We start from the raw sequence: 23,179 nt of genomic DNA on the forward strand, positions 1-23,179 counted from the left end.
GTTGATTTTGACAAGGAGGGTGGTATAACCCTCCCTATCGCTTCGCTATTCCATCGCTGGATGATCAGCAATGAAGAAGTTGCCGAACTTGTCACGCTCAGGAATCATTTTGTCAAAGTCCTCATATTCACCAGTAGCTAGACGTACAGCAAGCTTTTGGCCACAGCTGTGACATTTAACCTCTGATTCATCCAAACGGATATATACATTTCTTTTGTCCTGGCATCCTGGATTCTGGCAGTAGTACCGGCAGCGGTGGCGAGCTACGCCGTCCTTATACTTAATGCCTGTCGTCCACCACTCGGGTTTTTCCTTGGCAGTTTCCGCAGCTGCAGCAAGTTTCTCACCAACCTGCACCGATAAATTTCGTTCTGAGTTGATGAGTGGTGGTTTCATAACTTCTTTCATTCGTTGTGCTATCGGGGAAAGAGATGCAACGAGTTTGGCCGATGCTTCATTCATGTGTGTAACTATATCTTTCATGGGAATGATTCTTTCACGATCAGATGTCTCAAACTTGGCGGGAGAAACGTTCACGGTCGCATCCGCTTTTGAAACATTTGACTTCACTTCATCAACCCCAAATGCCTTGAAAAACCCATTTATCAAAGCTGCCTTGTTTTCATTGCTGAGTTTATCCAATTCCAAAACGCCATTCATTTCACCGTTATTGATACTCAACTTAATCCAATTCATTGGAATACCCCTCCAAATTAAGAATGTATGTTCGGTTCAAAGGCGCAGCAATTTCCCGTCTTTGCTTCTGCCGACGCCGTGGTGGCGGATCGTGCGGAAGCAAGTACACCGCGCCTATTTCATTGCCGTTCTCGTCAGTGACAAACTCCCAAGGTACATCATCAAAGATTGGGTCATGCATGGCTTTCGAGCTCAATGTAATACATGCCCTGATTTTCATAGAGCTTATAGCGTTTCTGCTCGACCGTTTTCTGCTGCAGCCAACCAACCAATTGTTTATTGACCAGCTGAAGCCCGCCGCTCTTATCCCACTTCCGTAACTTCAGACCATTCTCCCCACGTTGGATGACCAGGCGATTTGTTGTGGAATCGAAGCCAACACGCAAGCACTGGCCAGCTGCACATTTCATCATGTCTGTTGCCCGACGGTTAAAATGAATTCCGTGTTTGTTTAGTCCAATCGTTGGATTGGAAGTGAGCTTTTCATCGATAAACCATTCAATGGACGACATCTGACTTTCACGAATCTTGTTACTCATGACAAATTCCTCCCTAGTCAATTCTCCAGATTGAAAACGTGAATACTTGTCTTTGATTCGATTGAGTACCCGACTAACATAGACTTGAGATTTATGAACATGCTTAGCTATTTGGCCTTGCGTCAAGCCTTCCATCCGTAATGTGAGGATGGTTCGTTCTGTCAATGCTAATACGTCAAGGAACTCCTGGACATGGATCCCTGAATAATCCGCTAAACTTGGCAGCACGTCCAACATCGTAAGCTCTTTATCATCCTGAAAAATCACTTGATCCAGTGACGACACCGACCATCCTTCGAGATGTTTCAGAAGATCTTGAACGTCCGCAAGCTTCCATCCAGTTTTCAAGACGATTTCCTCAGCCGAATCATCAGCCCATCCCTGTTTGCGAATGAATGATAGGCGATCTAAGATCAACCTTGGAACCCGCACAGTATAGCGATTGCTCCTCAAATACTTTTGAATGCTCCACCGGATCATTGGGAATGCATACGTTGAAAAAGCTGTCACCCTCCCGTTGAATCGAGATGGATCATAATTCCGAAAAGCCTCAATGAGTCCAAATGTTCCAATCGATACAAGGTCTTCGTAGTCCAAACCATTTCCGATGACTACGGTATACTTCTTGGCTACGGCATGAACCATCCTCATGTTGTTTTGGATCACTTCTCCCTCGTATCCAAGATGAGGATTATATGCTTCCAAGGGATCACCCCTTCTGCTTTTCGTAAACTTCCTCAAGCCAATTTGCTAGCATCATCATTTGTTTAACAACTAATGGATTCTCTTGATATTTATCGCAGAGGGCAGCGCTTGAGTCGGCCACCCATGCCCAAAACTGTTCGCTTGTCATTCCATACTGAGCTGCAACCTGGTTAGCCATGCTGATCCAGTTCACCACTTCATCGTAGAAAGCCCTGTAGTTCATGGTTATAGCTCCTCGATTTTGATATAGATCCCTGGCAGCTTAGCCCAAAACTTTTCGATAATCTCGCTGGCCACAATAGCATCATCCGTCCAATATCCCAAATCTGTCATGATGTCGAATGGAAGCTTGTTCATGTTGTGTGTATCCGGCTTCGTCGTCTTCCACTCTCCGTCATAATGCTTGCTGCCTTCTGGAATCGGGAATAGCCATTTCACGATCACTCGCAGGGCCCCGGTGTATTTTTGCTTCGGCACATACTGCCCAAGATGAGCCGTTAATTTTGCTCGAGCCGCTTTAAGATCGTCAGGTTCATAGAAAACCGGTTTGCCATTCTTCACGGATACCTGTTTCTCCTGGTGCGTAGCGGTAGGCGGAATCATCGGCATAAAAAATTCAGTCGTCATCGCTCTGCTCCTCGATCATCTCTTCCCAGTCATTTATCAACTGCCGTAAATAACTTGCTGCATTATCGTTGGAGAACAACTCTTTTCGATCAATGACATATTTGACGATATAGTTCCCGTTTAATTTAATTCCGAATTGAAGCTTTCCAGCCTTGTCATAACAGCGCATGAAGTTATTTCCGAATTCGATTGTTTCTGGCGTTTCTACTTCCCAATATTTTTTGCCCACTTTTATCATCCTCTTTTCTCTTCTCTCTTTTTCTCTCGCGCAACCGTTAAGGACGTGGGAGGGAAGGGGGTGCCGCAAAATCAGTAGCGGCAACCTTCTCTCTCCCTTACGGTTACCTTAATAGATTAGTCATTATGTCTATACATATAATCGCGTGTATATATAAGGGATGCGGCAAGCACCATGAAATTATGATCATTGCCGTTCGGCATAATGTACATCGACCATGATCGTTACCGCTCGGCAACAACCATAAAAATTATGATCATTGCCGATCATCGGCAAGTTTTGTATTCGGCATCAATCATGGTCGTTGCCGTTATCTTCATCCGACTTGATGACAACATTGCCGTTGTTTCGATCGATTTTGAAACCGTATTTTGTGATCCAGCTCCGAATAGTGCGATCAGGGACTTCTTTGCCGGTTGATGAGAACCAGTCCTGCAAATCTTTGACCGTCGGTGGCTCTCCCATGTTGCAGTTTGCTACAGCGTCTGCAAACTCCTCAGCCTTGCTGCGACGCTCTTCCTTTGCCTTTTCTTTTCGTTTTCCGGTCGCTTTCTGCCATGGTGGTTTCGATTCACCCTCCGGCTCGATGTCTTTCAGGCTGCCGACGTCGTCCACACGGTGAATAGGATACTGGAACCACATGTTTACGGGCGGAAACTTGGCGTATTCCCGCAGCGTCCCCTCGACGCGCCAAGCGGATCGATTACGGACAGCCTCCAAAGCGCGTTTAATCTCCACCTGCGCTGCCTCTTGCTCTGTGTTGTAGATTGCGCGCTTGGCATGCTCCTCCATCGCCTTGGCGCTCAATTCGTCATCCTGGGAGACATGATCCTGCAAATAGGTAGGGTTGTGCTTTTCAAAGAACCTTTTATAAATGGCACAGATGGCCTTGTTCTCTTCCTGTTTTAGCAGAGCCTCGGTTAAATCTAGCTCTACCAAGTCAATCAGTGCGTCTGGATCCCGAGCAAATACACCGGAGCCACTGGCTCTATCCATCGATTTCTTGCCGCCCTGAGAACCCTTAGAATGGTGATGGCAATAGATGACGCTTGCGCCGAGCTCGGTCGCTATCTTGTCAAATTGGTTCGTGAAATGAGCCATTTGATCTGCGCTGTTCTCGTCGCCGGTAAGCACCTTATAGATCGGGTCAATTATGATAGCAATGTAGCCTTTCTTGGCCGCTCGCCGGATTAGCTTCGGTGCCAGTTTGTCCATCGGCACCGACTTACCCCGCAAATTCCAGATATCGATATTGCCAATATACCTAGGCGGTATCCCCAGAGCCTTGTACACGTCTTTGAATCGATGCAAGCAACTAGGCCGGTCGAGTTCCAAATTGACGTATAGCACCCTACCCTGTGAGCATTGCCAAATCAGCCACTTGATGCCTTCCGCTATGGCTATAGTGAGCTCAATCAAGCTGAAAGACTTCCCAGCTTTTGACGGCCCTGCGATTAGCATTTTATGTCCCTGCCGTAGTACGCCATCGATAAGCGGCGGAGCCAGTTTCGGCATGTCGTTCCAATAATCTGTCAGTCCTTCTGGATCCGGCAGATCGTCGTTCACATCTTCGATCCAGTTCTGCCATTCATCCCAGCTGCTCTTACCGATATTAGTATCGATGATAAATTGCTTTTTCTCTTTACGTTCAACGCCTGGCATACGGGACAGCCTGGATGGATTCCGGTTCTGATTATCAATGTTTAAGCCGTTCTTTTTACAAACGTTGTATAGGTAGTCAACGCGCTTCCGGTATTCGTCATAGTTGGCCGCATCGATGCGAACAATTGCGTGGATACTCTTGCCGCCGCTGTATACCATTACGGCAATTGGTAGATCCAGCTCGCGCATAATGGCGTTCTGCTTTTCGATGTCCATTGTGTCTGACTCAACCAACGCATAGCGGAAATCGCTGACGTTCTCGTTTTTGACGCCCTTACCATCAAGAGGATTAAATCGGATCCATGCACCTGCTGCCGAATTGTAGTCACCTAGGACAGCTCCAACATCGCCATTACATTCATTCAGAGCCTGGATCAGCTCACCGGCTGTCCGATCCCATGCACCCTTGGTGGGCAGATATTTTCCATCGTCATTCTGCCAGGTATCAACGACATAGCCGACATTCTCGGACGCCTCAAATAATGTTGCCAGATAGGTAGTGAGCTGCTGGACAGGGTTCCAATCTACTGGTTCATGAATCTCCTTGCCCTCAATCCAATTTTTATCAACGACAACATACTCATCGTTGCCAGCAATCTCATCGTTCCAATCCAGTTCATGATCGTCTCTAGCCCTGCGAGGCATCCATCCGTTGTCCTTGGCCAACTGAGTAATCGTGGCGCCTGTCACCGGCAAGCCGGATCCCTCAAACGTCGTCCATTTCTTGAAGCATTCTCCAGGATGATACCTGCCGCCGTCCCGTTTACTCCAGTCGTCCCAATCACTGGCTGTATAGCCTTCATATTTTAGCGCCATGCCGACGTTGATCCATTCTTGATAACTTAGAAAGGCCGGATCAATGTAGGTCAGCAGGGCAATCAGATCCAATTTATGTTCCATATTTTCCACCTGCAATTAATGTACTTATTTCTGTGCCTTTCCGCGCTTACTCCGCTTTCGTTCGCCGACTTTGCGGTAAATGTCCGCTATAATAATTCCAGTTCGAGTGAGCTCGGCGTTCTCTCGTACCAAACCATTTTTATTCATTACAGCGAGTTGAGCTCGGGATACCAAAATCAAATTATCCGGTTCAAAATTGCGTCGGTTCCCATCTCCAAAGATAACAACATGCCCTTTTGGTACAGTACGGCCATTATGCTTTTCCCAAATTATTAAGTGCTTACCACGCCATCGATTAGGATCCGCAATCTTAATGTCAACATACTCGTCACCATTGACCCTTTCCGAGCCGACAGGCACATAGTTGTGAGGCTTATGACCTTTTTTGAATTGCGTATCTACCCCACCTTGACATAATCCCTTTTTCCTTTGTTGAAAGGAACACTGCCTTGTTTGAATCTCGCGTCAATACCGCTCTTGAACCCATTGTTTTTAATGAAAGCGCGAATTTGTGAATGTTTAAGTTCTACACCGAACCTCGTATTGAATAATGTGGTTAATTCGGGAACCAAACGACCATTAACATTATCGCGAATAAACTCTTTTTGTTCTGGAGAGTACCGGAACATCTATTAACCCTCCAGCATTCTAGGAATAGTTGTATCTGCATTCATTCTGTCATCAACGAGCTTCTTAGCTTCTAACACAAGAGTCCCGTTTGCGATAATTTGAGAGGCGACACTGGTTACAGCCTTTGCTCTATTAATTTCGTCAGCCAACTTTTCTCCGGTCATTTCTTCATCACTCAAGCGTTCAAGTTGAGCGAATAAATGGTTGTTCAGATCACCCAAAGTGTTTCGCATGTTCAACCTCCGGTTAATTTGTTTTGACTATCGCGGCAATCTAGCAGGAGTAACCTTCAATGCCCAGTCGCGGCCTTCTGTGGTGTTTAACCACTCTTCAAATTTCGCCGAATGATTAACACGTTTTACTCCAGATAGCTCCTTAAGTTCATTCAGAGGCAGCATTTTATGTCCTTGACCATGAATAGACACTTCATAAATACCTGTTGTCTTACCTTTCGACTTATAAGTTGCGTATGCACAGCATTTGATTCTGCGATCAACGACCACTTTCCAGCCACACTTGCAGCTGCGAGTAAAAACCTCATCCTCAATAATTAAGGATCCTTCGGATGGTGTTCCGCCGATTTTGTCATTTCCGCATTCAGGGCAATTGTTATATTTTTTCATTAATGCGCTTGATTCTCGAATGTCCAATTTTGCTTCCTCCTAGACTTTTTTGTCCGATGATTTACGCTTGATTCCTGGTATCGGATCGTAATATCCAGCAAGCTCAAGCTGGCGCTGCGCCTTGCGGAAAACATAATCAATGTTCTCGCCTGATCTAATGGTTCCGTCATTTTCAAGATGCTTGCAAGGAATCCAGACGTTTTGGTTTGTACCGCCAAGCGTAAAACGTCTGGCGGCACACCCTTTATAATTGCGATTGATCAGTCCGAGTCGTATCCCTTTATAAAACTGAATCTTTAGCTCCATTTATTCCCCACGGTACTCTTTAGGATTGATTCCATCTGGAACGCGCCATCCATTGCCAGCAATGCGATCAATCAAGCGCTTGGCCGAATCAAAGGCCCAGGTTCCAACGTGTTCAAATCCACGTTGCTCCAAGAAACGGATTTGCTTCGGAGTGGTCAGACCTTCTTCACGACGTTTATCCAATCGTTCGAGCAGCTTCGTAGCTTTACCAGCGTTATGAATGTCGTCAGGCATAATACCCAGCTTCTCAAGCGTCTTTATTTGTGCATCACTAGGTGGTGCCATTTCCCAACCGAACGATGGAACATAGCTTGCCAGATCCTCGGCTTGAATGCTCATTTCGAACTGCAGCGGATCCACGAGCTTACGCTTGCGGCGTTTCATCTCTTCTAGTTGCTTGGCCAATGCTTCCTCGCGCTGAGCAATGACATCTTCGGCAGCCTGTTTCTCCACCGTCTCAAGATCCAGCGGAATGCCTGCCTCTTCGATCTGCTTGGTCATGGCCTTGGCAATCTCTTCGTTCTCAGCAATCAAATGAGCCGGATGGCAGAGCTCGTGACGCTCGGTGTGCCACAAGAAATCTAGTAATAGTAATTCAGTTTTGCTAGGGAACAGTCGGGTACCACGCCCAATCATCTGGCTATATAAGCTGCGAACCTTTGTTGGCCGCAAGACCACAACACAATCCACACTAGGGCAGTCCCAGCCTTCTGTGAGCAGCATGGAATTGCACAGGACGTTATACTTCCCGCTGTCAAAGTCGGCCAGCACTTCCGCCCTATCCTGCGATTCACCATTTACTTCAGCTGCCTTGAATCCAATCTCGTTCAGGATCCGTGTAAACTTCTGTGAAGTCTTGACGAGCGGAAGGAACACGACGATTTTCCTATCCTTGGCCACTTTCCACATTTCAGCAGCAATTGAATCAAGATACGGATCCAATGCTGTGCCCAAGTCGCTACTTTTGAAGTCACCCGCCTGCTGGCCAACAGCAGATAGATCCAGCTTGAGAGGAATAGTCATGGCCTTGATTGGGCTAAGATACCCTTCCTTGATAGCCTTGGGCAGCGTATACTCATAAGCCAAACTTTCGAAGTAAGCGCCCAGGTTGCGCATGTCGCCGCGATCCGGCGTAGCCGTCACGCCCAGCACATTGGCTCCCTCGAAGTATTGCAAGACACGTTGATAACTGTCAGATATACAATGGTGCGCTTCGTCTATGATGATCGTGTCAAAAAAGTCCTTATTGAATTGCTGCAGCCGTTTTTCTCGCATCATCGTCTGCACGCTGCCAACAACAACACGGTACCAGCTGCCGATCGATGTCTGTTCAGCTTTCTCAGTTGCTGTCTTTAATCCAGTTGATTTCTCCAACTTGTCAGAAGCCTGGTCAAGCAGCTCACTCCGGTGGGCAAGGACGAGCACACGCTCGCCCAGCCTTACCCGATCCTCTATCACCTTTGAAAATACAATCGTCTTCCCGCAATTATGAGTAATTGTAAAGTCATCCAGTAAGTATCGATTGTCACCATCGACAGTTATCCCAACATAGTTTCCTGCATCCACTTTTTCAATTTGAAACCCTGTACGAAGGACATCTTTTTTCTGTTTTCTCGTTGCTGATTGTTTCTTTTTCACTCGACATGGGATGAATGAACAGTCACCACTGATTGAAACTCGATAATAAATTCCGGAAAAACCATCCTGACACCGTTTTGTTGTTTCTGTAAGATAGGCCGCCAAACCAACTGACCGACACATAAAAACCAAATCAGAAGCTAATTCATGTGATTTTGAAACAAAATCATATCCGCCTACTGTATAATGACCGTCTGTGTCCAAAAGCCCCGCAATAACTTCTAAGCGATAATCTATAGGTAAGGTTTTATATTTTTGAGGAACAAACTTATCACCTGATCCACATCTTCGTAACCCTAAATCAGATAAGACCTGATGTAGCTTTCCTCCTTTGCAGCCGACACTACCACCTTTAAAGACATACGTTGATGCTTTGCCCGCTGGTTTTTTTTCTAACCACATTCCCCAGTGCTGGGCTTCACGCTCTAACTCTTCTGCAATTTCTTCATGAGGCGTTGTTACATTTATTGAATGTTTTAGTCCACCATCACCAAGCATGACCCCAAGAATATAAGGTGATAGAGGTAACTTATTCTTTTCAGCTTCTGGGAAGCTTTTAATAGCCGAACTGCGAATCAATTTATGCAAATGTTTCTTATTGTTGCTCCATAGTTGCCATTCTTCAACTGTTACATCACATAATTCACCAGTCGTTGTATGGATCAGGGTCAGTTTATGATCAGCAGTTACGACGAAAGCTTTTCCCTTAACAGGGGTCACTCGATATAAATCAGAGTGACCTTTTTGAATATGAAGAACATTTCTAAGACCTCCGTCTGCCCCTAGCAAATGATCCCCTAGTCGAATATCTTGGACTTTAATGCTCTCACCATTTGCTAGTAATAGCTGCTCATCTTCTGCATGACATCCTGTCGGAAGGACAAGTAACGTTCGTTGAACACCCTTTTCCCACTCGCTTTGAATCGACTGACGCGCCTCCTGCTGATAGTTTCTAAGTTCCATGACGCCCTCCTAAAACTGGCCAGGCGTGAAGCCTCCACCCTGCTGGTTCGTTGGGAATGGGGCTTGATATTGCGCCTGCTGTTGAGGAGGTTGGTTATATTGTTGCTGTGGTTGTTGCTGATAGCTCTGTTGCGTTTGCTGTGGCTGGATAGCGTTTCCTTGCACTTGCTTCAAGTATTCATCGTATGGATAAAATCGTTTGACTTGATTGTTTACAAGTTCTCGGCCATCCTTCTTGTACTTGTGATGTTCGATTTGGCAACGACCTTTTGCACCAATCACAGCATTCCAGTTCATGCGCAATGGCTCGCCCTTCTTCTTCTGCCCAATCGCGCTAAAGAATGCGGACAACAGCCCTTCTGTTTTGGTGTGAAGGAAGAGGTTGTGGAAGATTGTTACATCACCATTTTGCGGGCAATGTATCTTCAATTCCAACTTAGCCTGGTTGCAGGCTGGCATCTTGTCGCTACCCGTAAAACGACCACGTTCAAACTTTGTGACTGTGAAGTTATAATCCCCTTCTGGCAAGAGAACAAAATCCCCGCCGTCCTTGACAATTTCGTCATCCCATCCAAGTTCACGTTCAATATTTTGGCTCATGTATAATTCCTCCCGTTGTTATTAATTAAATGGAATCTGATTTCTAGCTTCCTGAATCATCCCGAATACTTGAGGCCATGCCCCTACCAGTACGCCCTCAATAAAACCTGAGTCATAGTTGGCAATAGGCGTATCAACTGGATAGTATCCTTTTTGACTCACAACAATCTGAATCTCATACTCTTTCACCTGGTGTTGAATCATCAGATCCCGTAGAGACGGTGGTATATTAGGATTCAACTCGTATCCTTCGGCAACTGGCTGTTGTGCCTGTTGCGGCTGCTGCACTTCCGTCTGGATAGAGGGTTGCTGCACAGGCTGTGTCGGCGTATTTACTACAGGCGGCGGTGTCACCGGTACTGCAGACGCTGCTGCCTGTACAGAACCGGTGAAAATATGTGCAATATGTGCATAGTCCAATGGGAACTCATCCGGTAGTCCGTGACGATTTTTCGCATCCCATGCAGGGTGATGAGTAGCGTAGACCGTGCGGGCACCTCCCTGCGCCTTGTGCTTGCGACCTTTGTCATCTGCGGCAACGCTGAATGTCTTGTAATTGATAAACAGCACCATATCCGCCCATTCCTTAACCAGCGGCGCCGTTCGGGAGCTGGTCTTTTGTCCAAGTTTGAGCTGATAGCGGTCATACGACCCCATCTCGTCCGGCTGCTCAAATTTCACGATTTGGGCATGCGCAACGAGAACGACATTGATACCTGCTTCAACAACATCGCTGAGCAGATTCAGGAAACGGCCGAATTCTTCGGATACATAAACATATCCCTTTCCGTATCCAAAATCTTCGACGCCCTTTTTCCCGTGCTGGGCGCAGATACTTTCCACGCACATCATTTCAGCCCAGTCAATCGTATCGATAACCAACGTCCCGAACCTGCCAGCCTGCTGCTTCACCCAGCCGACTTGTTGATTGATCATTTCCCAACTTGAAGGCTTCTTAACACGTTGAACGTCCATCTCTGTGGTGGATCCTTCTGTATCAATAAAGATCGGATTGGGAAACTGTGCCGCTAAGCAAGATTTCCCGATCCCCTCCGGACCGTAAAGAACAACCTTCTTTGCCTTCTTTACTTTTCCGCTGATCACTTCCATTAGAATTCACCTGCTTTCCAAGTAGTCTTTGTTTCTTGATGTACAGGAGGCTGCACAATGTTCGGCTGTTCCTGGCCGACAACATAACCATCCTCGATAATGATGGAACATTCGTTGCCGGTACTGACTCGAGTCGCAATGGCTTGCAGTCCTTCTTGCTCCAACCATTGGCCAAACTCTTGAAGCGTGTCTAAATCCATTTGTTCCAATTTGTCTAATAGGATAAATCCGCAGTCTGGTTTCAGCTTGCGAACAATTGCTGTGGAAACCTGCAACTGATCCGCGCCACTCATGTTATCCCACTTCTGGCCGTTATAGATGAGCTCCCCATCCTCTACAGACAGACCAGGAAGCGGCAGATTAGCATTGGTAAGCAAGTCTGTTTTTTGCTGGCGGATCGCATTGATCTCAGCAGTCAGCTTGTCGTATTGGACGCGATAGTCACTGGCGTCCGTCTCTGCCTTGTCTTTGTCCAAGTTCGCCCGAACTTTCCGGTTGATTTCATCAATTTGCCGGATGTTGTTCTCAAGCGCCTCTGTTGATTCGTCGTGTAGATCCAAGGCATCCCTTTGAGCGATTGCTAAATCCTCCTGCAGCTGCGTGTATTTGGCTTGAGCTTCATTCAGCATTGCTGTTAAACGGTTAAGTTCGCGGCCTTGGCTCTCGAACTCCGCTTGTATCTGTACCACACGCTGCCGCTTGCGTTGATTCTCTCCATTCTTGGCCAAAATCTCCTGTTGCTGCCGAATCAGCTCCGATGCTGAAATAGGCTCCTTCGGGGCATCCGTAAAATACGGTTGTTCCTTGGCGAACTTCTCCTTTTGATCGGCAATCTGTCCAATGGCGTGGCGTCGGTTATAAATCTCCTGTTCCTGCTGCTCCAACTCGTGCAGTTGGCTTCCAACTCCAATGATGCGCAGCAGGATGTTGGCTTTCTCCTTATTGGAAGAATTCATGAATTTAGGCAAGTCAATGGCCAACTCTTCTACGAAACTATCAAGCAGCTGCTGCCCGCCTTTCTGGCCATTCGGATCAATGACCTTCAAATCGGAGTTTTTGCCTTTCCGCTCAACAATCAATCCGTTAGACATCACAATGTGCAAGTTAGGCGGGATAACGCTGCCTTCTCTTGTTGCCTGTGACGGCCGATATTTATTGCCGCCCAATCCCCACGCAATCGCATCCAGTACACTCGTTTTACCTTGTTTATTCTTACCGCCAACAATGGTGAGTCCCGAAGCAGTCGGCTCTATCTTGACGGCTTTAACCCGTTTGACATTCTCAATCTCAAGCTTGTTAATCTTGATCACTTTGTTCCCCATCCCTTTCTTTTTTCGAAGTATCGCCGAATGATAGAATCTATAGATTCAGCAGCCATTACGAAAATGACTTTCCCGTCATTCGTCTTCAATTTGCACCAAAGACGAGCGACTCCCCAAACATCTATAACTACCGCAGTTTCTCCGGACTTGAGTTTGACTTCATCGCCTTTTAAAACGATCATTAGTTGTCAAACCAGAATACAATTCGGACACTCTCAAGATCATTACCAGCTAATTCTTTAATTTTTGGGATAGACCATGTATAAAAGGAACCTACACAATCTCTGTATGACTTCTCCCATTGAACAAGTGTGTACGGTGTACTTCCAAACGAAAAATAATTATCATCTTTTGCAATGAAGCTTTCCATGTCATAGTGCGTAACGTGATCCGCACTTCCGCCACCAACTGAACGGCTCCACATAAAAGGTGAACCTTTTTCCTTAAACTCTTTGTAGTTGTTAGCGTCAACCCAGCCTTCCAACTTAATGAATTGATTCCAATCGAATTGTACTAGCTCGGTCGCAGATAAATATGAGTGGCTGTGGCCGTCACTGCCCCATTCATCTGAAATAGATTCAACCTTTTCTGTAACATCATCAGGCAAGCCTCTCGGCTCAGAAATTGCACTAATTCTATGGTTGTTACGTACACCTGCCAAAATTGAAAAGAGATTATAATTGCGACCGTCATGTAAGAAGTTGAACGTACCCGCCTCTTCCTCTTGCAAACGAGTTTCCCAATAAACTGTTGTTACTCCTCGTTCTTTGTCTTTTTGGATATATGAGCGAAGTTCCTCGATTTTTGGTTCGTTTACACCCATAACTGCACGCCAAAGCCCGTCGTCGCCTTTACGCTCTACAAACAAATGGATATCGCAACCCATATCTAGACCTCCTCTCCAACGTTCGGTTGCTCAAGGATCTGCTGTCGGCGATCAGCAATTAGATTGATGCAATCGACACAGAGTCGGCCTTGCGCCGCGTATTTTTTCAGGCTCTTTTCCTTCGATCCACAAAGGCTGCAACCTGCCCCGTGTTTCTGGAGAACGATTCGCTCTCCATCGGTAAATATTTCGATTGCATCCTTCTGTCCGATTTGCAATGTTTTACGCAGCTCCACCGGAATGACAAGACGGCCAAGATTATCAAGATTACGTACAATACCAGTTGATTTCATTGATTTCTCCTTCTGCCAGTGATACACTGGCTGTAGAATTCTTGGATTGATTAGCTCCTTGCGGCTCCTACCCCGCTTGGAGCTGTTTCTTTTTCAGCCTGCTTGCAACCATTCGAAACTGCCGCAGGTACACATCACGCGTCCGATAAGATTCTGATTCAATGGCGAGCAACAACAAGTTGATACATACCAGCAGTCGTTTCTCTCGCGACAACACATATCACCTCCTTGTTAGAATCTAAAGCCTAACTTCTCAGCCTCTACTGCAGCCCATCTAGCAAATGGATAGCGCGCTGGATCAATGCATTCACGAACGTAACGATCTGCCAGATGGTCCAGGAGACTATCATTAATAGGCATGAGACGGCCCCACTTCCTGTCCTGCAATTACAATAACCACCTTTGCCTGCTTGAGCATGTGATCTACCGAGCAGCACAGTTCAGGGCCTACTTTCCACGCTACCTGCCCGAAGAAGATTTCTTCCTGACATACGGGGCAGTGGTCAATGACTTCCTTTGTATCCATGCGGATTCCCCTTTCCTTTTTATGGCTGTAATCTATTACTCATCCCTATTACAATAGAGTTGTCCCATTGAAGGGGAGGAGGTGGAAACTATGGGTTTTGGTTTAAACAAGTTGCAAATTGAAAGCAATATCAAGCGTACGATTGACTTGCATCTGAGTGGCTTGAGTATCCCTGAAAAAGACGTCGATATACTCACAAAAGCCATTTCTAAGGTGATCGATGAAAATAACGCTGCAATCGAGAAGAGCATCAAAGAACTTCTCAAATAAGTCCTTATAAGTCGCTGCCACCACAGCGGCTTATTATTTTTCTTCTAACTTTTTGAACTTCTCATTGAACTCATCTTGAAGCATTTCAATAATGGAGTCAGCCTTATTCACCAGTCGGTCTCTTTCAGACTCCAGAGCGCTTACTCGTTTTTCTAATTCCGATACTCGTTTATTCTTAAAGAATGAAAACATAGTGGTACCTCCCTTTTTGATTTGGCTATCAAGACGAATAGAACAATTACTACCTAGCAACACTGGTCGCTCATTCTTGGCGGCCTTTTCCCTATCATCAATAAAAACAACTGCCCCAGGTTCCAGGTGAACCTGTTCATTTCCGCATTGCTTCATGTTCATATCCTCATTCCTGGGATGTGACAAGTTTTGTACACGACATTGAGATTCAGCAAGGGCAGCTTGTGAATTAGCATGAATCTGAACTCGTTCTATACAACAAGCGTTTAAATATCCCTCGACAGCATCCTGAATCTTTATAGCGCCGTCTACATCGCCAATTATGCCTTCATAGATTTCTTCACAGGTGTCGCTTATCTCATTCCATAAGGCCGTCCTTATATCCACCTTTTTAACAGGCCGTTCTACCGATGCGTATAGCCCAGCATAGATTGGCCACCCTGCCGAATCCACCTTTTCGATAATCCGTGAATACGGCGCTGGCTCGAATCTATTGCCGTTCATGACCTCGATGCGATCCGACTTGCTTAATTCAACCAGGCTGCCGTCTTCTCGCTGCAGCGATACCTTTCCTTCCTCAACAACCAATTGGCCAGTTATGACCTCCTGCTTTTTCTGAGACGCCATCCAACCTTGCATTGCTGAGTTCATTCGATCTCTGTTCATGCCGCTTCGCTTCCCCTTTCTATTAAGCATGCTTCTCATAAATTGTCTTACTTACTGATAGATCAAGTTTGAAGTGATCCACCATGGACATTAGACTCACCGTATCCTCTAGGATCGGCTGCCGAGCTACCAACATGTCAGGAGTCATCTGGTTCTTTTTCAGCATCTTCGGATGACCAAACTTAGACGATACTGCCTTGTCTGCTATGGTGTTGGCTTTGATAAAGTCTCGTCTAACCGGTTGCCGCAAAGAACCACTTAGATTACGCATTGCTTCTCGCTGGTGATCCTTGTCCAACATGCGGAAGATTTGGAACCCTTCCAAACCAGTGGATTGGCGGAGCGCTTTAATGATGTCGAATACCCAATCCTGAAAAGCTTCAGCTTCCTTCTTCTTGCTTTTGAACACGAGCTTGTAAATCGACTTTTCGTTGATGATATTCATGTCAATTTCTTGCATCGCAGGCGAACCGTCACGCTTCTCGCCAGTCTTTACCCCTACCTTACTTGTAGTAACCCCGTCCTTAAGTCCGCTAAGAGCTCTTGTTACTTGCTTAAGCCCTAAAGCTTTTGTCACATCGGCAGCCACTGCCCACCAGTCATTAGGTTCCTTTTCGATAAACCGGATATCACAACCGTTCCAGTTCTCTACACGAATGTTCATGCTGGTTTATCTCCTTCCCACGATTTCTCTCCATTCCTTTCAAGTGATTCGATCCACTCCAAGAATGCCTCTTTTCGAATGCGCCGACTGTTCCGTTTCAATACTCGCGAATTGACTAATCATTCCGGTTCCCTCCTGCTGGCAAGCAAGCGGCGCTATTCCAGCCCTCAAGCATTGCCAGTCGTTCGATTGTCTCTTGCTTCTTTCGCTCTGCGTTTACACTACCTGACGAAGCCGAAACCTCGGCAATCGTAGGCGGATATTTTGAATTTTGAATATGGTTAGTAAGGTTATTGATAGCTACATCAAAACGAACGTTGCGCATCATCATTTCCCAAAGCTTGATATATTCATCCGTTAGGGTTACCGTCGGGTACGCCGTTGAGAGCAAGGAAAGGATTTGAAGTGTCTCCTTCGGACTCATTCTGTACCTCCTCCATTCTGCGCCGTAATAAATCTTTGTTGGCATCTGTCCGGTTCGCTGTATTTGAACTAGGCTTTCGCTTCATCTGCAAGCCAAGTTCCGTGTATTTCTCCCTGAGCTTCTTGGGGCTTAGAACAACAGAACTCCAAAATGAATTTGTTGTACACCAGTCGATAACGGTTTGAAGCTCCTTGGTATCACGTTTATCTAATTCGATTATCTTTCTGAAATCATCCGACCAATTTTGCATATTGGGTTTTCTTATCAAATGAGCAACCTTGTTTGCTTCTGCATGCTCCATCACTTTCCGATGAAAATATAATGCCATTTGAAAGTAGACATTTCCCTCATCATATTTTTGATGAGATAAGGTATTATCTTTTTCTATATCTATATCTATATCTATATCTGTTGCGTGACTGTCACGATTTGTCACGTCTGATTCTGTGACTTGTCCCGTGACTGTCACGTGACTATTTCCACTCTCTTGAAGAAGTAGCGCGCGTTGCTTTTCACGTTGCTTCCTCTTTCGATTCCGGTCTAGCTCTCTAATGCGCTCCATACCGTCAACATTTTGGTGTTTCTCCCAACTAGATAAGTAAACCCGACCATCTTCCCAAATCTCGATCATTCCGTATTGTTTGAACAGATTGAACGCAGCCCTTACGGTTGTGATTGGTCTGTTCATCAATGAAATGAGTTGGTCTTCTGTATAAGGAATGGTGTCGGTAAGCATGATTGAACCGCCAGCGTTAGACTTTCCAGCCATAGTAAGGAGCTTTAGCCAAATAACGATGAGCGTATCTGCTTCTGGAAGGGTTTCTATAACCTCTATTTTCTTGTTGTCAAATAACCCGACACTTAACTTAATCCACTTGATTTCTGACACGTGATTTCTCCCTCCTATTGCAAAGGAGCAAAATTTTGTATACAATTGCCGTAACTTTTGTTTTCAAGCTGACCCTCTGCAAAGGGTCTTTTTTCTTTCTTCTCGCAGATATTGCGAACGATGATTGCATGTTGCAGCGGACTACGGTAGAACCATAGGCGAGCAAGTTCGGGTAAAGTCATGACTCTTTACCGTTGATGTATCCAACAGTTAAAATCTGTTCGCCGCCGCCCAATACTTTAGCATTCTTGATAACTCTACCTTCCTCAATCAGTTGCTTCATGTAGTCTAGTTCTTCATAAAAATTTGGCGATATTACATTCAATTTGATTACTTTGTCTTCAAATTCACCGCAGGTACCATCGTAATCTTTCGCCAACTCAACGCCTTCTTGGGGCAATTCTGTGCTGTTGAACCATGCAGCATATTTGTCGCTCATAATAGCAATTAAAATCTGACAGTCGGTTACTTTTTTTGCGAATGAGTGTGAAGCAAGGTCAAATGCAAATTCACATCCGCCCAGATGAATGACTACCGTATCCCCTTCATCTCCACCTTGGATGTATTCTGTAGTTACAGATTCCTGCGCAATTCCGATTAAAGGTTGACAAAAGTTGTCCATATTTAATTCCAGACTGCACTTTGCATTGTGCTGTTTCATTACCTCAAACAAGTGCATAATTTCGCTGGCATTTGATTCTTCCAATTGGATAGTTGACATATGAAAGCCTCCTTCTTTTTTTGTTAAATATAGTCCTTAGGATCGAACGACTTTGCGAACTCAATAGCATTTTCAAAGTCAATCCTCTTGATATGGATATACTTACTCACACCGAAATGTTTGTTCATTTTTCGCCATATCAATTTCCGGTACTTACCTACATATTGCGTGAATTGTGATTCTTCGACGCCAGGAGTCATCTTGGTAAGTTCAATGGAACGACTAACAGTTGCCTGAAATAATTCATCGATCTCAGACGGAAGCAGTCTGTTCTCGTCACGGATTTCCTTTGCCAAAACTTCAACTTTCGCCGCTGTCTCCAAAACATTTGCCTCAACCTTTTTCATCTGAGACAACATCATTTGCATTGCGGTTCCTTGTTCTTGTTGCCGTGCAAGCGAGCTTTCCAAAAACGAATAGACATCATTGTTACTTTGTACCAAAGCATTATTCATGCAAATTACCTCCCATTATCCGGCCGTTCAGCGCCGCCTTTATTTGAGTTGTGAAATTCTCCAGCATCTCAATGCTTTCGAACATCATTTCTTTTACTGTAGGTTCTGCCTTGGCTAACGCCCCTTGCATATACCCTGTTATAGCTGCCTTTTCAAGCAAGCGTGTGATGTGTACGCGAAGTTCCAAAACGTTGTAATCGGCCTCGTGTTGCAGCTTCTGACGCTGACGCTTTGCCTCTTCTTCGTCGAATTCAACAGTGTCACGAGCAATGTATCTTCGAAGTTCTTCCTTTGCTTCCTTATGACATTGGCTCAGTAGCCGAATCTGTTCTTCCTGATTGTGTAATTTCTGTTGAATCTCATCTGGAACGGTTTCTACCGTCTTTTCAATGACCTTCGGTGGCTTGCTGCGCTCCGCTTGTAGTTCCCTTTCAAGCTTACGCTTGGTGTCTTCGGCTGCTTTGAGAGCTGCTTTTACTTCCCTAAGCTCTCGAACTGTCATTTCGTCAACAGTCTTTGTCTCACCAGATGAAGGTACGATATGTTTTTGAATAATGAACTCCGATCGGTCGATTGATTCAGGCAATGAAAGCATTTCGAAGATCTTACCTGTTGGTAAATGCGCAGACGTTGTCGTATTTCCAAACTGTGTATAGGCTGCGATCATTCGTTGTGCTGTTCTCGGCTCTATTTCTATAGATTTAAGCCAATCAAGAAACTGACCGTGCACCAAGTTATTTTCTTTAACATGTTTCAATCGCCTTCCAATTTCAAACATCGCTTGTCCTGCTGTTTGCTTGAAAGTGTTTATCTCTGCTGTAATAACCGTTATATCCGTTGATAGTACGATATCGTTCATGATTTCCTCCCTCCCTCGTAATCCGCTGTCGGTATGGTCGACTGCGGTTTCTTGTATCACTATCCATCAAAAGGATGGCGGATTAACCGCGTTACAGAGTAGATACCTATCATGACGATTCCTCCATCAATCGTTGCTCGTATTCGAGTAGCCATTCTCGACGAATACGATGTTCTTGACCCTCCTTATAGCTGCGAATCTCTCCAGATTTAATCCGGCGTCTAATTGTCTTTGTTGATCGTTGGAAATATTCCGCTGCGTCTTTAATGGTAAGAACTGGTGGTAGTGTGATAATTTGAAGCTCATTCATTTCTATACCTCACTTTCCATCCCAAGCATTTTAGAAATTGCTGGTTTTTGTTTTTCCCCCTTTCTGGTACCTTTGAAGATTTCTGAGACATAGGTAACGGAGACGCCTAACTCCCTTGCAATGTGAACCATCTTAATGTTTTTTTGGAGCATGATCTTTCTGGCTTCTGCTCCAAACTCAGTGTAATGAGACATTTTTCCATTTCCTCCTCCTAAAGACTGTAAAAACAACAGCTTAATTGTTGACAATCGTCTGAAAATATTCTAATATCAGTAAAGAAGGCATAATCAAATAAAGGTCGTTGGGGAACGATTTTTTTAAATGGGTCATATACCCTCTGTTTTTTTGTTGCCTTTTTTGCCAAGAATTAAGCTGTTGACTGTAGTTTATCTGATTATTTTCAGAGTGTCAATGCTTATTCTGATTATTTTCTAATGATTTTATATAGGAGGGGTATCTACCTTGTTAGAAGTAATTCAGAATCTATGTAAAGACAGGGATATTTCCATCTTTAAACTTGAAAAAGAATTGGGATTTGGGAATGGAACAATTTACAAATGGGAGAAGAGTTCACCCGCTGTAGATAAGTTGAAAAAAGTAGCTGATTATTTTGGTGTGACAGTAGACTACATCTTAGCAGCAGAATCAATAAAGAAATTACCAAAGTTTTTAAAACCAGTAAGTCAACTTGAAAGTGAATTCGCAAGGTATGGGTTGCGTGTAGATATCGATGATGGTCCTTTTTTCAAAACAGTTCTAATCAGCCATAATGTCTACGGAGAGATAGCCAATATGTCCGTTGCAGAATTTCATGAAAACGGTGAGTTTTTGCTCAGTGATTTGATAAAGGAATTTGAGTTGAAGTATGAACCTGAGACCATCGCCGCCCACCATGATGGGGAAGGATGGACTGAGGTAGAATTGGAGACAATCAGAAAATTTAAAGAATTCGTAAAATCCCAACGTAAATCGCAGGAGTGATTGCATGCATGTTATATGACAAACTTCTCAGTGAAACTAAAGCAAAAGTTTATGAAGTGGACATGCCACTCACTATAAAAGGACTTTATTCGGACGGAAACATTTGGATTAACAAACACATTGAAACAAGAGCTGAAAAAGTATGTGTGCTTGCTGAAGAAAACGGACACGATTACACATCCTTTGGTGACATTTTGAATCTGCAGGACTCAGTTATGAACCAAAAACAAGAACTGCTGGCTAGGCAATGGGGATATGAATACTTAATCCCGTTAGATTCCTTTATAAAGGCGCATCAAGCAGGCGTAAGAACTAGGTATGAATTAGCTGAATTCTTAGGGATTACTGAGGAATATTTGATGGCTTCTATAGAGCGCTACCACCAGCGCTATGGACTATACGTTGACTTAGGGGATCATTTTTTACACTTTGATCCCCTCGATATCACATACTGCTTTAGGGCAGTTGATTGACACTTATGCGCTTGCCAGCCGTAAGGCTGTTTATTATACACATTAAACAGAACGTACGTTCTTTATGGAGGGAATGAGATGGAAAAAAAGGCGCCAAAAAAAAGAAGCTCCCGCCTGGTGTCCGAGAACGGGACGGTCGATATACTTATCGATACAGCGTCCCTGTTATTGTGGATGGGAAAAAGAAACGGAAGCAAAAAGAAACGGAAGCATATCCAACAGCCCAAGAAGCGTATGAGGCTGGGATATTAATAAAAGCGGATCAACTGCGCGGTAAGTTTGTCGACCAAAAGGATATAACTCTTGGGAGTTGGGGGAAACAATGGTTAGGAAATTATACCATCGAAAAAGAGCCGGCTATTCACACAATTCGGAGCAAGGAGAATGTTATACAAGCGTTAAAAAAAGGCCTTGGTGAGAATACGAAGATGAAAGATATAACCAACGATGATTACCAACAATGGTTAAAACTCCCTCAAACAAAAAAAGAGCAAAGATGGAACGATAAAAAAGAGGAAAGAAGGAACGTTAAAAGAGTATCATGCTATTGCACGTATGATATTCCGCGATGCTTTCCGAAAAAAATAATCGTTGTTGACCCAACAGAAGAGGCAAGAGTCCCGGCATTTAGACAGACGCTTGAAGAAATTGAGAACGGAGGGAATGATCTACCGAAATACTTAGAAAAAAACAGTTGAAACATTTTCTAAGTATCGCCCGTTTTCGGGGAATGCCGCAAGACTACAACTTCTTCGTTGCTCTTGCTTACACAGGGCTACGAATTGGAGAGTTATTGGCACTTAAGGTAGATGACTTTAACGAAAAGGAACGTTACATTTCAGTCACCAAAACACTAACCATTGTCGGCAGTGTTCGAGATTATAAAATCGGGCCACCAAAAAACAAGTCATCGATCCGCAAGGTAAGTATAGGAGACACTGTTATAAAGGCTTTAAAATCCCAATTGGCATGGTGCAAGGAGAAAGCCGGAGAAGTTATTCACGACGCAGGCTTTATCTTTTGGAGTGTGAAGTACCTAGGCTATCCAAGTAGTGAAACTTTAGTTGATTATCGTTTTAAGCGTTTACTAAAACTCGCTGAGCTTTCTAACACTTTCGCCCCGCACAGTTTAAGGCATACGCATGTAACATTGCTCGCTGAGGCAGGAGTGGATTTAGCCGTCATACAAGACAGGTTAGGACATAAGAATGATAAGATCACTACTCAGGTCTATCTTCACGTTACCCAATCGCGGAAAAAGCTTGTCCCAGATAAGTTCGAGCGGGTCATGAATTCCTAGTTGTGGGTAATGTGTGGGTAAATTACCCACACACATCTCATAAAACCCGCTCTATCAATGCTATTTCGACTTCTTAAAGTATTTTATAACAAAATATATCGTGAGACCGGCAAGTGCAATCAAAATAAATGGCTGTACATAAGGTGCCGCCTTCTCATTAATATGTTCCCACTGGTCTCCAAGCGCGTATCCCAAGTATACGAAAAGGATAGTCCACGGGATTACAGCCAGTGTTGTCAGGAACGTAAATCTTCCTACCGGCATCTTGGATATCCCTGCTGGTATGGAAATCGCGTGACGAACAACCGGTACGAAGCGTGCAGAAAAGATAACGCCTGTTCCGTACTTTTCGAACCACTCTTCTGACTTCTCGATATGATGCTTGCGGATCAGGATGTACTTCCCGAACTTCTCCAAAAAAGGACGTCCGCCATATCTGCCGATCGCATATACAATCAGCTGCGCCAGTACCCCGCCAATTGTACCGAAAATGACAGCGCCAATGAAGCTCACCTTACCAATCGAAACTAGATACCCACCGTAGGCTAACACGATTTCGCTCGGTATGACTTCAATCATGAGCCCCAGCATTATTCCCCATTCCCCTAGCTGCTGCACCCAGTGAAGCAGCGAACTTACCACATCATGTATCCATGCCATAGCTCGTCTCTCTCCTTTTTAATTCCCAGCTTATTCTATCATACGGTTCAT

At 44.8% G+C, this 23,179-nt stretch carries 35 protein-coding genes; 5 read left to right on the forward strand and 30 right to left on the reverse strand.

All coding sequences use genetic code 11. The features are described 5' to 3' along the window. Positions 1–45 precede the first annotated feature (45 nt). From PAV_RS00615 to PAV_RS35190, 20 genes are all read right to left on the reverse strand, one after another. Positions 46–696: an Rcat domain-containing protein gene (locus tag PAV_RS00615; protein WP_005542721.1), complete on the reverse strand. Its 651-nt coding sequence runs from the start codon at positions 694–696 to the stop codon at positions 46–48. Further along, the gene (locus PAV_RS00620; protein WP_005542723.1) at positions 683–877 is read right to left on the reverse strand and encodes a hypothetical protein; all 195 of its coding nucleotides are present in this window, start codon (positions 875–877) and stop codon (positions 683–685) included. Before PAV_RS00620 ends, PAV_RS00615 begins: the two co-directional genes overlap by 14 nt. Next, positions 870–1,940 carry a sigma-70 family RNA polymerase sigma factor gene (locus PAV_RS00625; RefSeq protein ID WP_005542725.1) on the reverse strand — a complete coding sequence of 357 codons (1,071 nt, stop codon included), beginning with the start codon at positions 1,938–1,940 and terminating at the stop codon, positions 870–872. The genes PAV_RS00620 and PAV_RS00625 overlap by 8 nt, the downstream gene beginning before the upstream one ends. A gap of 4 nt (positions 1,941–1,944) precedes the next feature. Further along, positions 1,945–2,163, reverse strand: coding sequence for a hypothetical protein (locus PAV_RS00630; RefSeq protein ID WP_005542727.1), 219 nt, complete (start codon positions 2,161–2,163; stop codon positions 1,945–1,947). Between the two features lie 2 nt (positions 2,164–2,165). Then, a complete protein-coding gene (locus PAV_RS00635) occupies positions 2,166–2,567 on the reverse strand; it encodes a RusA family crossover junction endodeoxyribonuclease (protein ID WP_005542728.1) in 402 nt (133 codons plus the stop codon). Beyond that, a complete protein-coding gene (locus PAV_RS00640; protein WP_005542729.1) occupies positions 2,557–2,796 on the reverse strand; it encodes a hypothetical protein in 240 nt (79 codons plus the stop codon). The genes PAV_RS00635 and PAV_RS00640 overlap by 11 nt, the downstream gene beginning before the upstream one ends. Positions 2,797–3,096: 300 nt before the next feature. Then, entirely contained in the window at positions 3,097–5,367 is a 2,271-nt protein-coding gene (locus tag PAV_RS00645) for an AAA family ATPase (protein WP_005542730.1), read from the reverse strand. A gap of 24 nt (positions 5,368–5,391) precedes the next feature. After that, positions 5,392–5,727: an HNH endonuclease signature motif containing protein gene (locus PAV_RS35720; protein ID WP_005542731.1), complete on the reverse strand. Its 336-nt coding sequence runs from the start codon at positions 5,725–5,727 to the stop codon at positions 5,392–5,394. A 38-nt stretch (positions 5,728–5,765) separates the two neighbouring features. Continuing rightward, a complete protein-coding gene (locus tag PAV_RS35725) occupies positions 5,766–5,996 on the reverse strand; it encodes a hypothetical protein (protein ID WP_005542732.1) in 231 nt (76 codons plus the stop codon). Positions 5,997–5,999: 3 nt separating this feature from the next. Beyond that, entirely contained in the window at positions 6,000–6,230 is a 231-nt protein-coding gene (locus tag PAV_RS00655; RefSeq protein WP_005542733.1) for a hypothetical protein, read from the reverse strand. Between the two features lie 27 nt (positions 6,231–6,257). Continuing rightward, positions 6,258–6,647 (reverse strand): DUF3797 domain-containing protein, encoded by a 390-nt coding sequence (locus PAV_RS34360; RefSeq protein WP_005542735.1) that lies wholly within the window; start codon positions 6,645–6,647, stop codon positions 6,258–6,260. Positions 6,648–6,659: 12 nt separating this feature from the next. Further along, complete coding sequence (locus PAV_RS00665; protein WP_005542736.1) at positions 6,660–6,926, reverse strand: hypothetical protein; 267 nt, start codon at positions 6,924–6,926, stop codon at positions 6,660–6,662. Further along, positions 6,927–9,527, reverse strand: a complete 2,601-nt coding sequence (locus PAV_RS33025; RefSeq protein WP_005542737.1) for a DEAD/DEAH box helicase family protein — start codon at positions 9,525–9,527, stop codon at positions 6,927–6,929. Positions 9,528–9,536: 9 nt separating this feature from the next. After that, positions 9,537–10,127 (reverse strand): hypothetical protein, encoded by a 591-nt coding sequence (locus tag PAV_RS00675; RefSeq protein WP_005542738.1) that lies wholly within the window; start codon positions 10,125–10,127, stop codon positions 9,537–9,539. Positions 10,128–10,148: 21 nt separating this feature from the next. Then, positions 10,149–11,237, reverse strand: a complete 1,089-nt coding sequence (locus PAV_RS00680) for an ATP-binding protein (protein ID WP_005542739.1) — start codon at positions 11,235–11,237, stop codon at positions 10,149–10,151. Further along, positions 11,237–12,547 carry an AAA family ATPase gene (locus tag PAV_RS00685; protein ID WP_005542740.1) on the reverse strand — a complete coding sequence of 437 codons (1,311 nt, stop codon included), beginning with the start codon at positions 12,545–12,547 and terminating at the stop codon, positions 11,237–11,239. The genes PAV_RS00680 and PAV_RS00685 overlap by 1 nt, the downstream gene beginning before the upstream one ends. A 193-nt stretch (positions 12,548–12,740) precedes the next feature. Next, a complete protein-coding gene (locus PAV_RS32040) occupies positions 12,741–13,445 on the reverse strand; it encodes a hypothetical protein (protein WP_005542743.1) in 705 nt (234 codons plus the stop codon). Positions 13,446–13,447: 2 nt separating this feature from the next. Then, complete coding sequence (locus PAV_RS00700) at positions 13,448–13,738, reverse strand: AbrB/MazE/SpoVT family DNA-binding domain-containing protein (RefSeq protein ID WP_005542745.1); 291 nt, start codon at positions 13,736–13,738, stop codon at positions 13,448–13,450. 67 nt (positions 13,739–13,805) lie between these two features. Further along, positions 13,806–13,952 (reverse strand): hypothetical protein, encoded by a 147-nt coding sequence (locus PAV_RS34365; RefSeq protein ID WP_156159914.1) that lies wholly within the window; start codon positions 13,950–13,952, stop codon positions 13,806–13,808. A gap of 135 nt (positions 13,953–14,087) precedes the next feature. Beyond that, positions 14,088–14,264 (reverse strand): hypothetical protein, encoded by a 177-nt coding sequence (locus tag PAV_RS35190; RefSeq protein ID WP_005542749.1) that lies wholly within the window; start codon positions 14,262–14,264, stop codon positions 14,088–14,090. A gap of 90 nt (positions 14,265–14,354) precedes the next feature. Between PAV_RS35190 and PAV_RS00705 the strand changes: the two genes are divergently transcribed. After that, complete coding sequence (locus tag PAV_RS00705; protein WP_005542753.1) at positions 14,355–14,534, forward strand: hypothetical protein; 180 nt, start codon at positions 14,355–14,357, stop codon at positions 14,532–14,534. A gap of 33 nt (positions 14,535–14,567) precedes the next feature. Here the strand turns inward: PAV_RS00705 and PAV_RS35730 are convergent, their stop codons facing one another. The 9 genes from PAV_RS35730 to PAV_RS00750 form a co-directional block, all read right to left on the reverse strand. Then, positions 14,568–15,392, reverse strand: a complete 825-nt coding sequence (locus PAV_RS35730; protein ID WP_005542754.1) for a hypothetical protein — start codon at positions 15,390–15,392, stop codon at positions 14,568–14,570. Between the two features lie 22 nt (positions 15,393–15,414). Beyond that, the gene (locus PAV_RS00715) at positions 15,415–16,056 is read right to left on the reverse strand and encodes a BRO-N domain-containing protein (protein ID WP_005542755.1); all 642 of its coding nucleotides are present in this window, start codon (positions 16,054–16,056) and stop codon (positions 15,415–15,417) included. Between the two features lie 115 nt (positions 16,057–16,171). Beyond that, on the reverse strand, positions 16,172–16,480 hold the full coding sequence (locus PAV_RS00720; RefSeq protein ID WP_081505648.1) for a replicative helicase loader/inhibitor: 309 nt from the start codon (positions 16,478–16,480) through the stop codon (positions 16,172–16,174). Beyond that, positions 16,407–17,369: a phage replisome organizer N-terminal domain-containing protein gene (locus PAV_RS32045; protein WP_005542756.1), complete on the reverse strand. Its 963-nt coding sequence runs from the start codon at positions 17,367–17,369 to the stop codon at positions 16,407–16,409. The genes PAV_RS00720 and PAV_RS32045 overlap by 74 nt, the downstream gene beginning before the upstream one ends. 178 nt (positions 17,370–17,547) lie before the next feature. Beyond that, complete coding sequence (locus PAV_RS00730) at positions 17,548–18,090, reverse strand: hypothetical protein (protein WP_005542757.1); 543 nt, start codon at positions 18,088–18,090, stop codon at positions 17,548–17,550. A gap of 23 nt (positions 18,091–18,113) precedes the next feature. Further along, positions 18,114–18,545, reverse strand: a complete 432-nt coding sequence (locus PAV_RS00735; protein ID WP_005542758.1) for an ORF6C domain-containing protein — start codon at positions 18,543–18,545, stop codon at positions 18,114–18,116. Next, positions 18,538–19,404: a DUF3102 domain-containing protein gene (locus PAV_RS33035; protein ID WP_005542761.1), complete on the reverse strand. Its 867-nt coding sequence runs from the start codon at positions 19,402–19,404 to the stop codon at positions 18,538–18,540. Before PAV_RS33035 ends, PAV_RS00735 begins: the two co-directional genes overlap by 8 nt. A gap of 109 nt (positions 19,405–19,513) precedes the next feature. Continuing rightward, positions 19,514–19,714 carry a helix-turn-helix domain-containing protein gene (locus PAV_RS00745; RefSeq protein WP_005542762.1) on the reverse strand — a complete coding sequence of 67 codons (201 nt, stop codon included), beginning with the start codon at positions 19,712–19,714 and terminating at the stop codon, positions 19,514–19,516. A 2-nt stretch (positions 19,715–19,716) separates the two neighbouring features. Further along, positions 19,717–19,908, reverse strand: a complete 192-nt coding sequence (locus PAV_RS00750; protein ID WP_005542763.1) for a helix-turn-helix domain-containing protein — start codon at positions 19,906–19,908, stop codon at positions 19,717–19,719. A 268-nt stretch (positions 19,909–20,176) separates the two neighbouring features. On the opposite strand from PAV_RS00750, the gene PAV_RS35735 reads away from it, so the two are divergent. The 4 genes from PAV_RS35735 (at position 20,177) to PAV_RS35745 (ending at position 22,468) form a co-directional block, all read left to right on the forward strand. After that, complete coding sequence (locus PAV_RS35735; RefSeq protein WP_005542764.1) at positions 20,177–20,695, forward strand: helix-turn-helix domain-containing protein; 519 nt, start codon at positions 20,177–20,179, stop codon at positions 20,693–20,695. Between the two features lie 8 nt (positions 20,696–20,703). After that, on the forward strand, positions 20,704–21,168 hold the full coding sequence (locus PAV_RS00760; RefSeq protein WP_005542765.1) for an ImmA/IrrE family metallo-endopeptidase: 465 nt from the start codon (positions 20,704–20,706) through the stop codon (positions 21,166–21,168). Between the two features lie 170 nt (positions 21,169–21,338). Continuing rightward, a complete protein-coding gene (locus PAV_RS35740; protein ID WP_005542766.1) occupies positions 21,339–21,866 on the forward strand; it encodes a hypothetical protein in 528 nt (175 codons plus the stop codon). Then, on the forward strand, positions 21,863–22,468 hold the full coding sequence (locus tag PAV_RS35745) for a site-specific integrase (RefSeq protein ID WP_005542768.1): 606 nt from the start codon (positions 21,863–21,865) through the stop codon (positions 22,466–22,468). Before PAV_RS35740 ends, PAV_RS35745 begins: the two co-directional genes overlap by 4 nt. Positions 22,469–22,528: 60 nt before the next feature. Here PAV_RS35745 and uptA read toward each other — a convergent pair whose 3' ends face one another. Continuing rightward, positions 22,529–23,128, reverse strand: a complete 600-nt coding sequence (uptA, locus tag PAV_RS00775; RefSeq protein WP_005542770.1) for an undecaprenyl phosphate transporter UptA — start codon at positions 23,126–23,128, stop codon at positions 22,529–22,531. Positions 23,129–23,179 lie beyond the last annotated feature (51 nt).

This window comes from Paenibacillus alvei DSM 29, from assembly GCF_000293805.1.
Classification (GTDB): Bacteria; Bacillota; Bacilli; order Paenibacillales; family Paenibacillaceae; genus Paenibacillus_B; species Paenibacillus_B alvei.

Coding starts and splice junctions, on each gene's coding strand:
- PAV_RS00655 (WP_005542733.1), bottom strand. CDS start 6,230: ATGCGAAACACTTTGGGTGATCTGAACAACCATTTATTCGCTCAACTT.
- PAV_RS33025 (WP_005542737.1), bottom strand. CDS start 9,527: ATGGAACTTAGAAACTATCAGCAGGAGGCGCGTCAGTCGATTCAAAGC.
- PAV_RS00730 (WP_005542757.1), bottom strand. CDS start 18,090: ATGTCAACTATCCAATTGGAAGAATCAAATGCCAGCGAAATTATGCAC.
- PAV_RS00630 (WP_005542727.1), bottom strand. CDS start 2,163: ATGAACTACAGGGCTTTCTACGATGAAGTGGTGAACTGGATCAGCATG.
- PAV_RS00645 (WP_005542730.1), bottom strand. CDS start 5,367: ATGGAACATAAATTGGATCTGATTGCCCTGCTGACCTACATTGATCCG.
- PAV_RS00700 (WP_005542745.1), bottom strand. CDS start 13,738: ATGAAATCAACTGGTATTGTACGTAATCTTGATAATCTTGGCCGTCTT.
- PAV_RS00680 (WP_005542739.1), bottom strand. CDS start 11,237: ATGGAAGTGATCAGCGGAAAAGTAAAGAAGGCAAAGAAGGTTGTTCTT.
- PAV_RS35730 (WP_005542754.1), bottom strand. CDS start 15,392: ATGAACAGAGATCGAATGAACTCAGCAATGCAAGGTTGGATGGCGTCT.
- uptA (WP_005542770.1), bottom strand. CDS start 23,128: ATGGCATGGATACATGATGTGGTAAGTTCGCTGCTTCACTGGGTGCAG.
- PAV_RS00620 (WP_005542723.1), bottom strand. CDS start 877: ATGCATGACCCAATCTTTGATGATGTACCTTGGGAGTTTGTCACTGAC.
- PAV_RS00735 (WP_005542758.1), bottom strand. CDS start 18,545: ATGAATAATGCTTTGGTACAAAGTAACAATGATGTCTATTCGTTTTTG.
- PAV_RS32040 (WP_005542743.1), bottom strand. CDS start 13,445: ATGGGTTGCGATATCCATTTGTTTGTAGAGCGTAAAGGCGACGACGGG.
- PAV_RS00665 (WP_005542736.1), bottom strand. CDS start 6,926: ATGGAGCTAAAGATTCAGTTTTATAAAGGGATACGACTCGGACTGATC.
- PAV_RS00715 (WP_005542755.1), bottom strand. CDS start 16,056: ATGAACATTCGTGTAGAGAACTGGAACGGTTGTGATATCCGGTTTATC.
- PAV_RS00760 (WP_005542765.1), top strand. CDS start 20,704: ATGTTATATGACAAACTTCTCAGTGAAACTAAAGCAAAAGTTTATGAA.
- PAV_RS35190 (WP_005542749.1), bottom strand. CDS start 14,264: ATGGATACAAAGGAAGTCATTGACCACTGCCCCGTATGTCAGGAAGAA.
- PAV_RS00615 (WP_005542721.1), bottom strand. CDS start 696: ATGAATTGGATTAAGTTGAGTATCAATAACGGTGAAATGAATGGCGTT.
- PAV_RS35725 (WP_005542732.1), bottom strand. CDS start 5,996: ATGTTCCGGTACTCTCCAGAACAAAAAGAGTTTATTCGCGATAATGTT.
- PAV_RS00720 (WP_081505648.1), bottom strand. CDS start 16,480: ATGAGTCCGAAGGAGACACTTCAAATCCTTTCCTTGCTCTCAACGGCG.
- PAV_RS00635 (WP_005542728.1), bottom strand. CDS start 2,567: ATGACGACTGAATTTTTTATGCCGATGATTCCGCCTACCGCTACGCAC.
- PAV_RS00705 (WP_005542753.1), top strand. CDS start 14,355: ATGGGTTTTGGTTTAAACAAGTTGCAAATTGAAAGCAATATCAAGCGT.
- PAV_RS33035 (WP_005542761.1), bottom strand. CDS start 19,404: ATGAACGATATCGTACTATCAACGGATATAACGGTTATTACAGCAGAG.
- PAV_RS00750 (WP_005542763.1), bottom strand. CDS start 19,908: ATGTCTCATTACACTGAGTTTGGAGCAGAAGCCAGAAAGATCATGCTC.
- PAV_RS00745 (WP_005542762.1), bottom strand. CDS start 19,714: ATGAATGAGCTTCAAATTATCACACTACCACCAGTTCTTACCATTAAA.
- PAV_RS00675 (WP_005542738.1), bottom strand. CDS start 10,127: ATGAGCCAAAATATTGAACGTGAACTTGGATGGGATGACGAAATTGTC.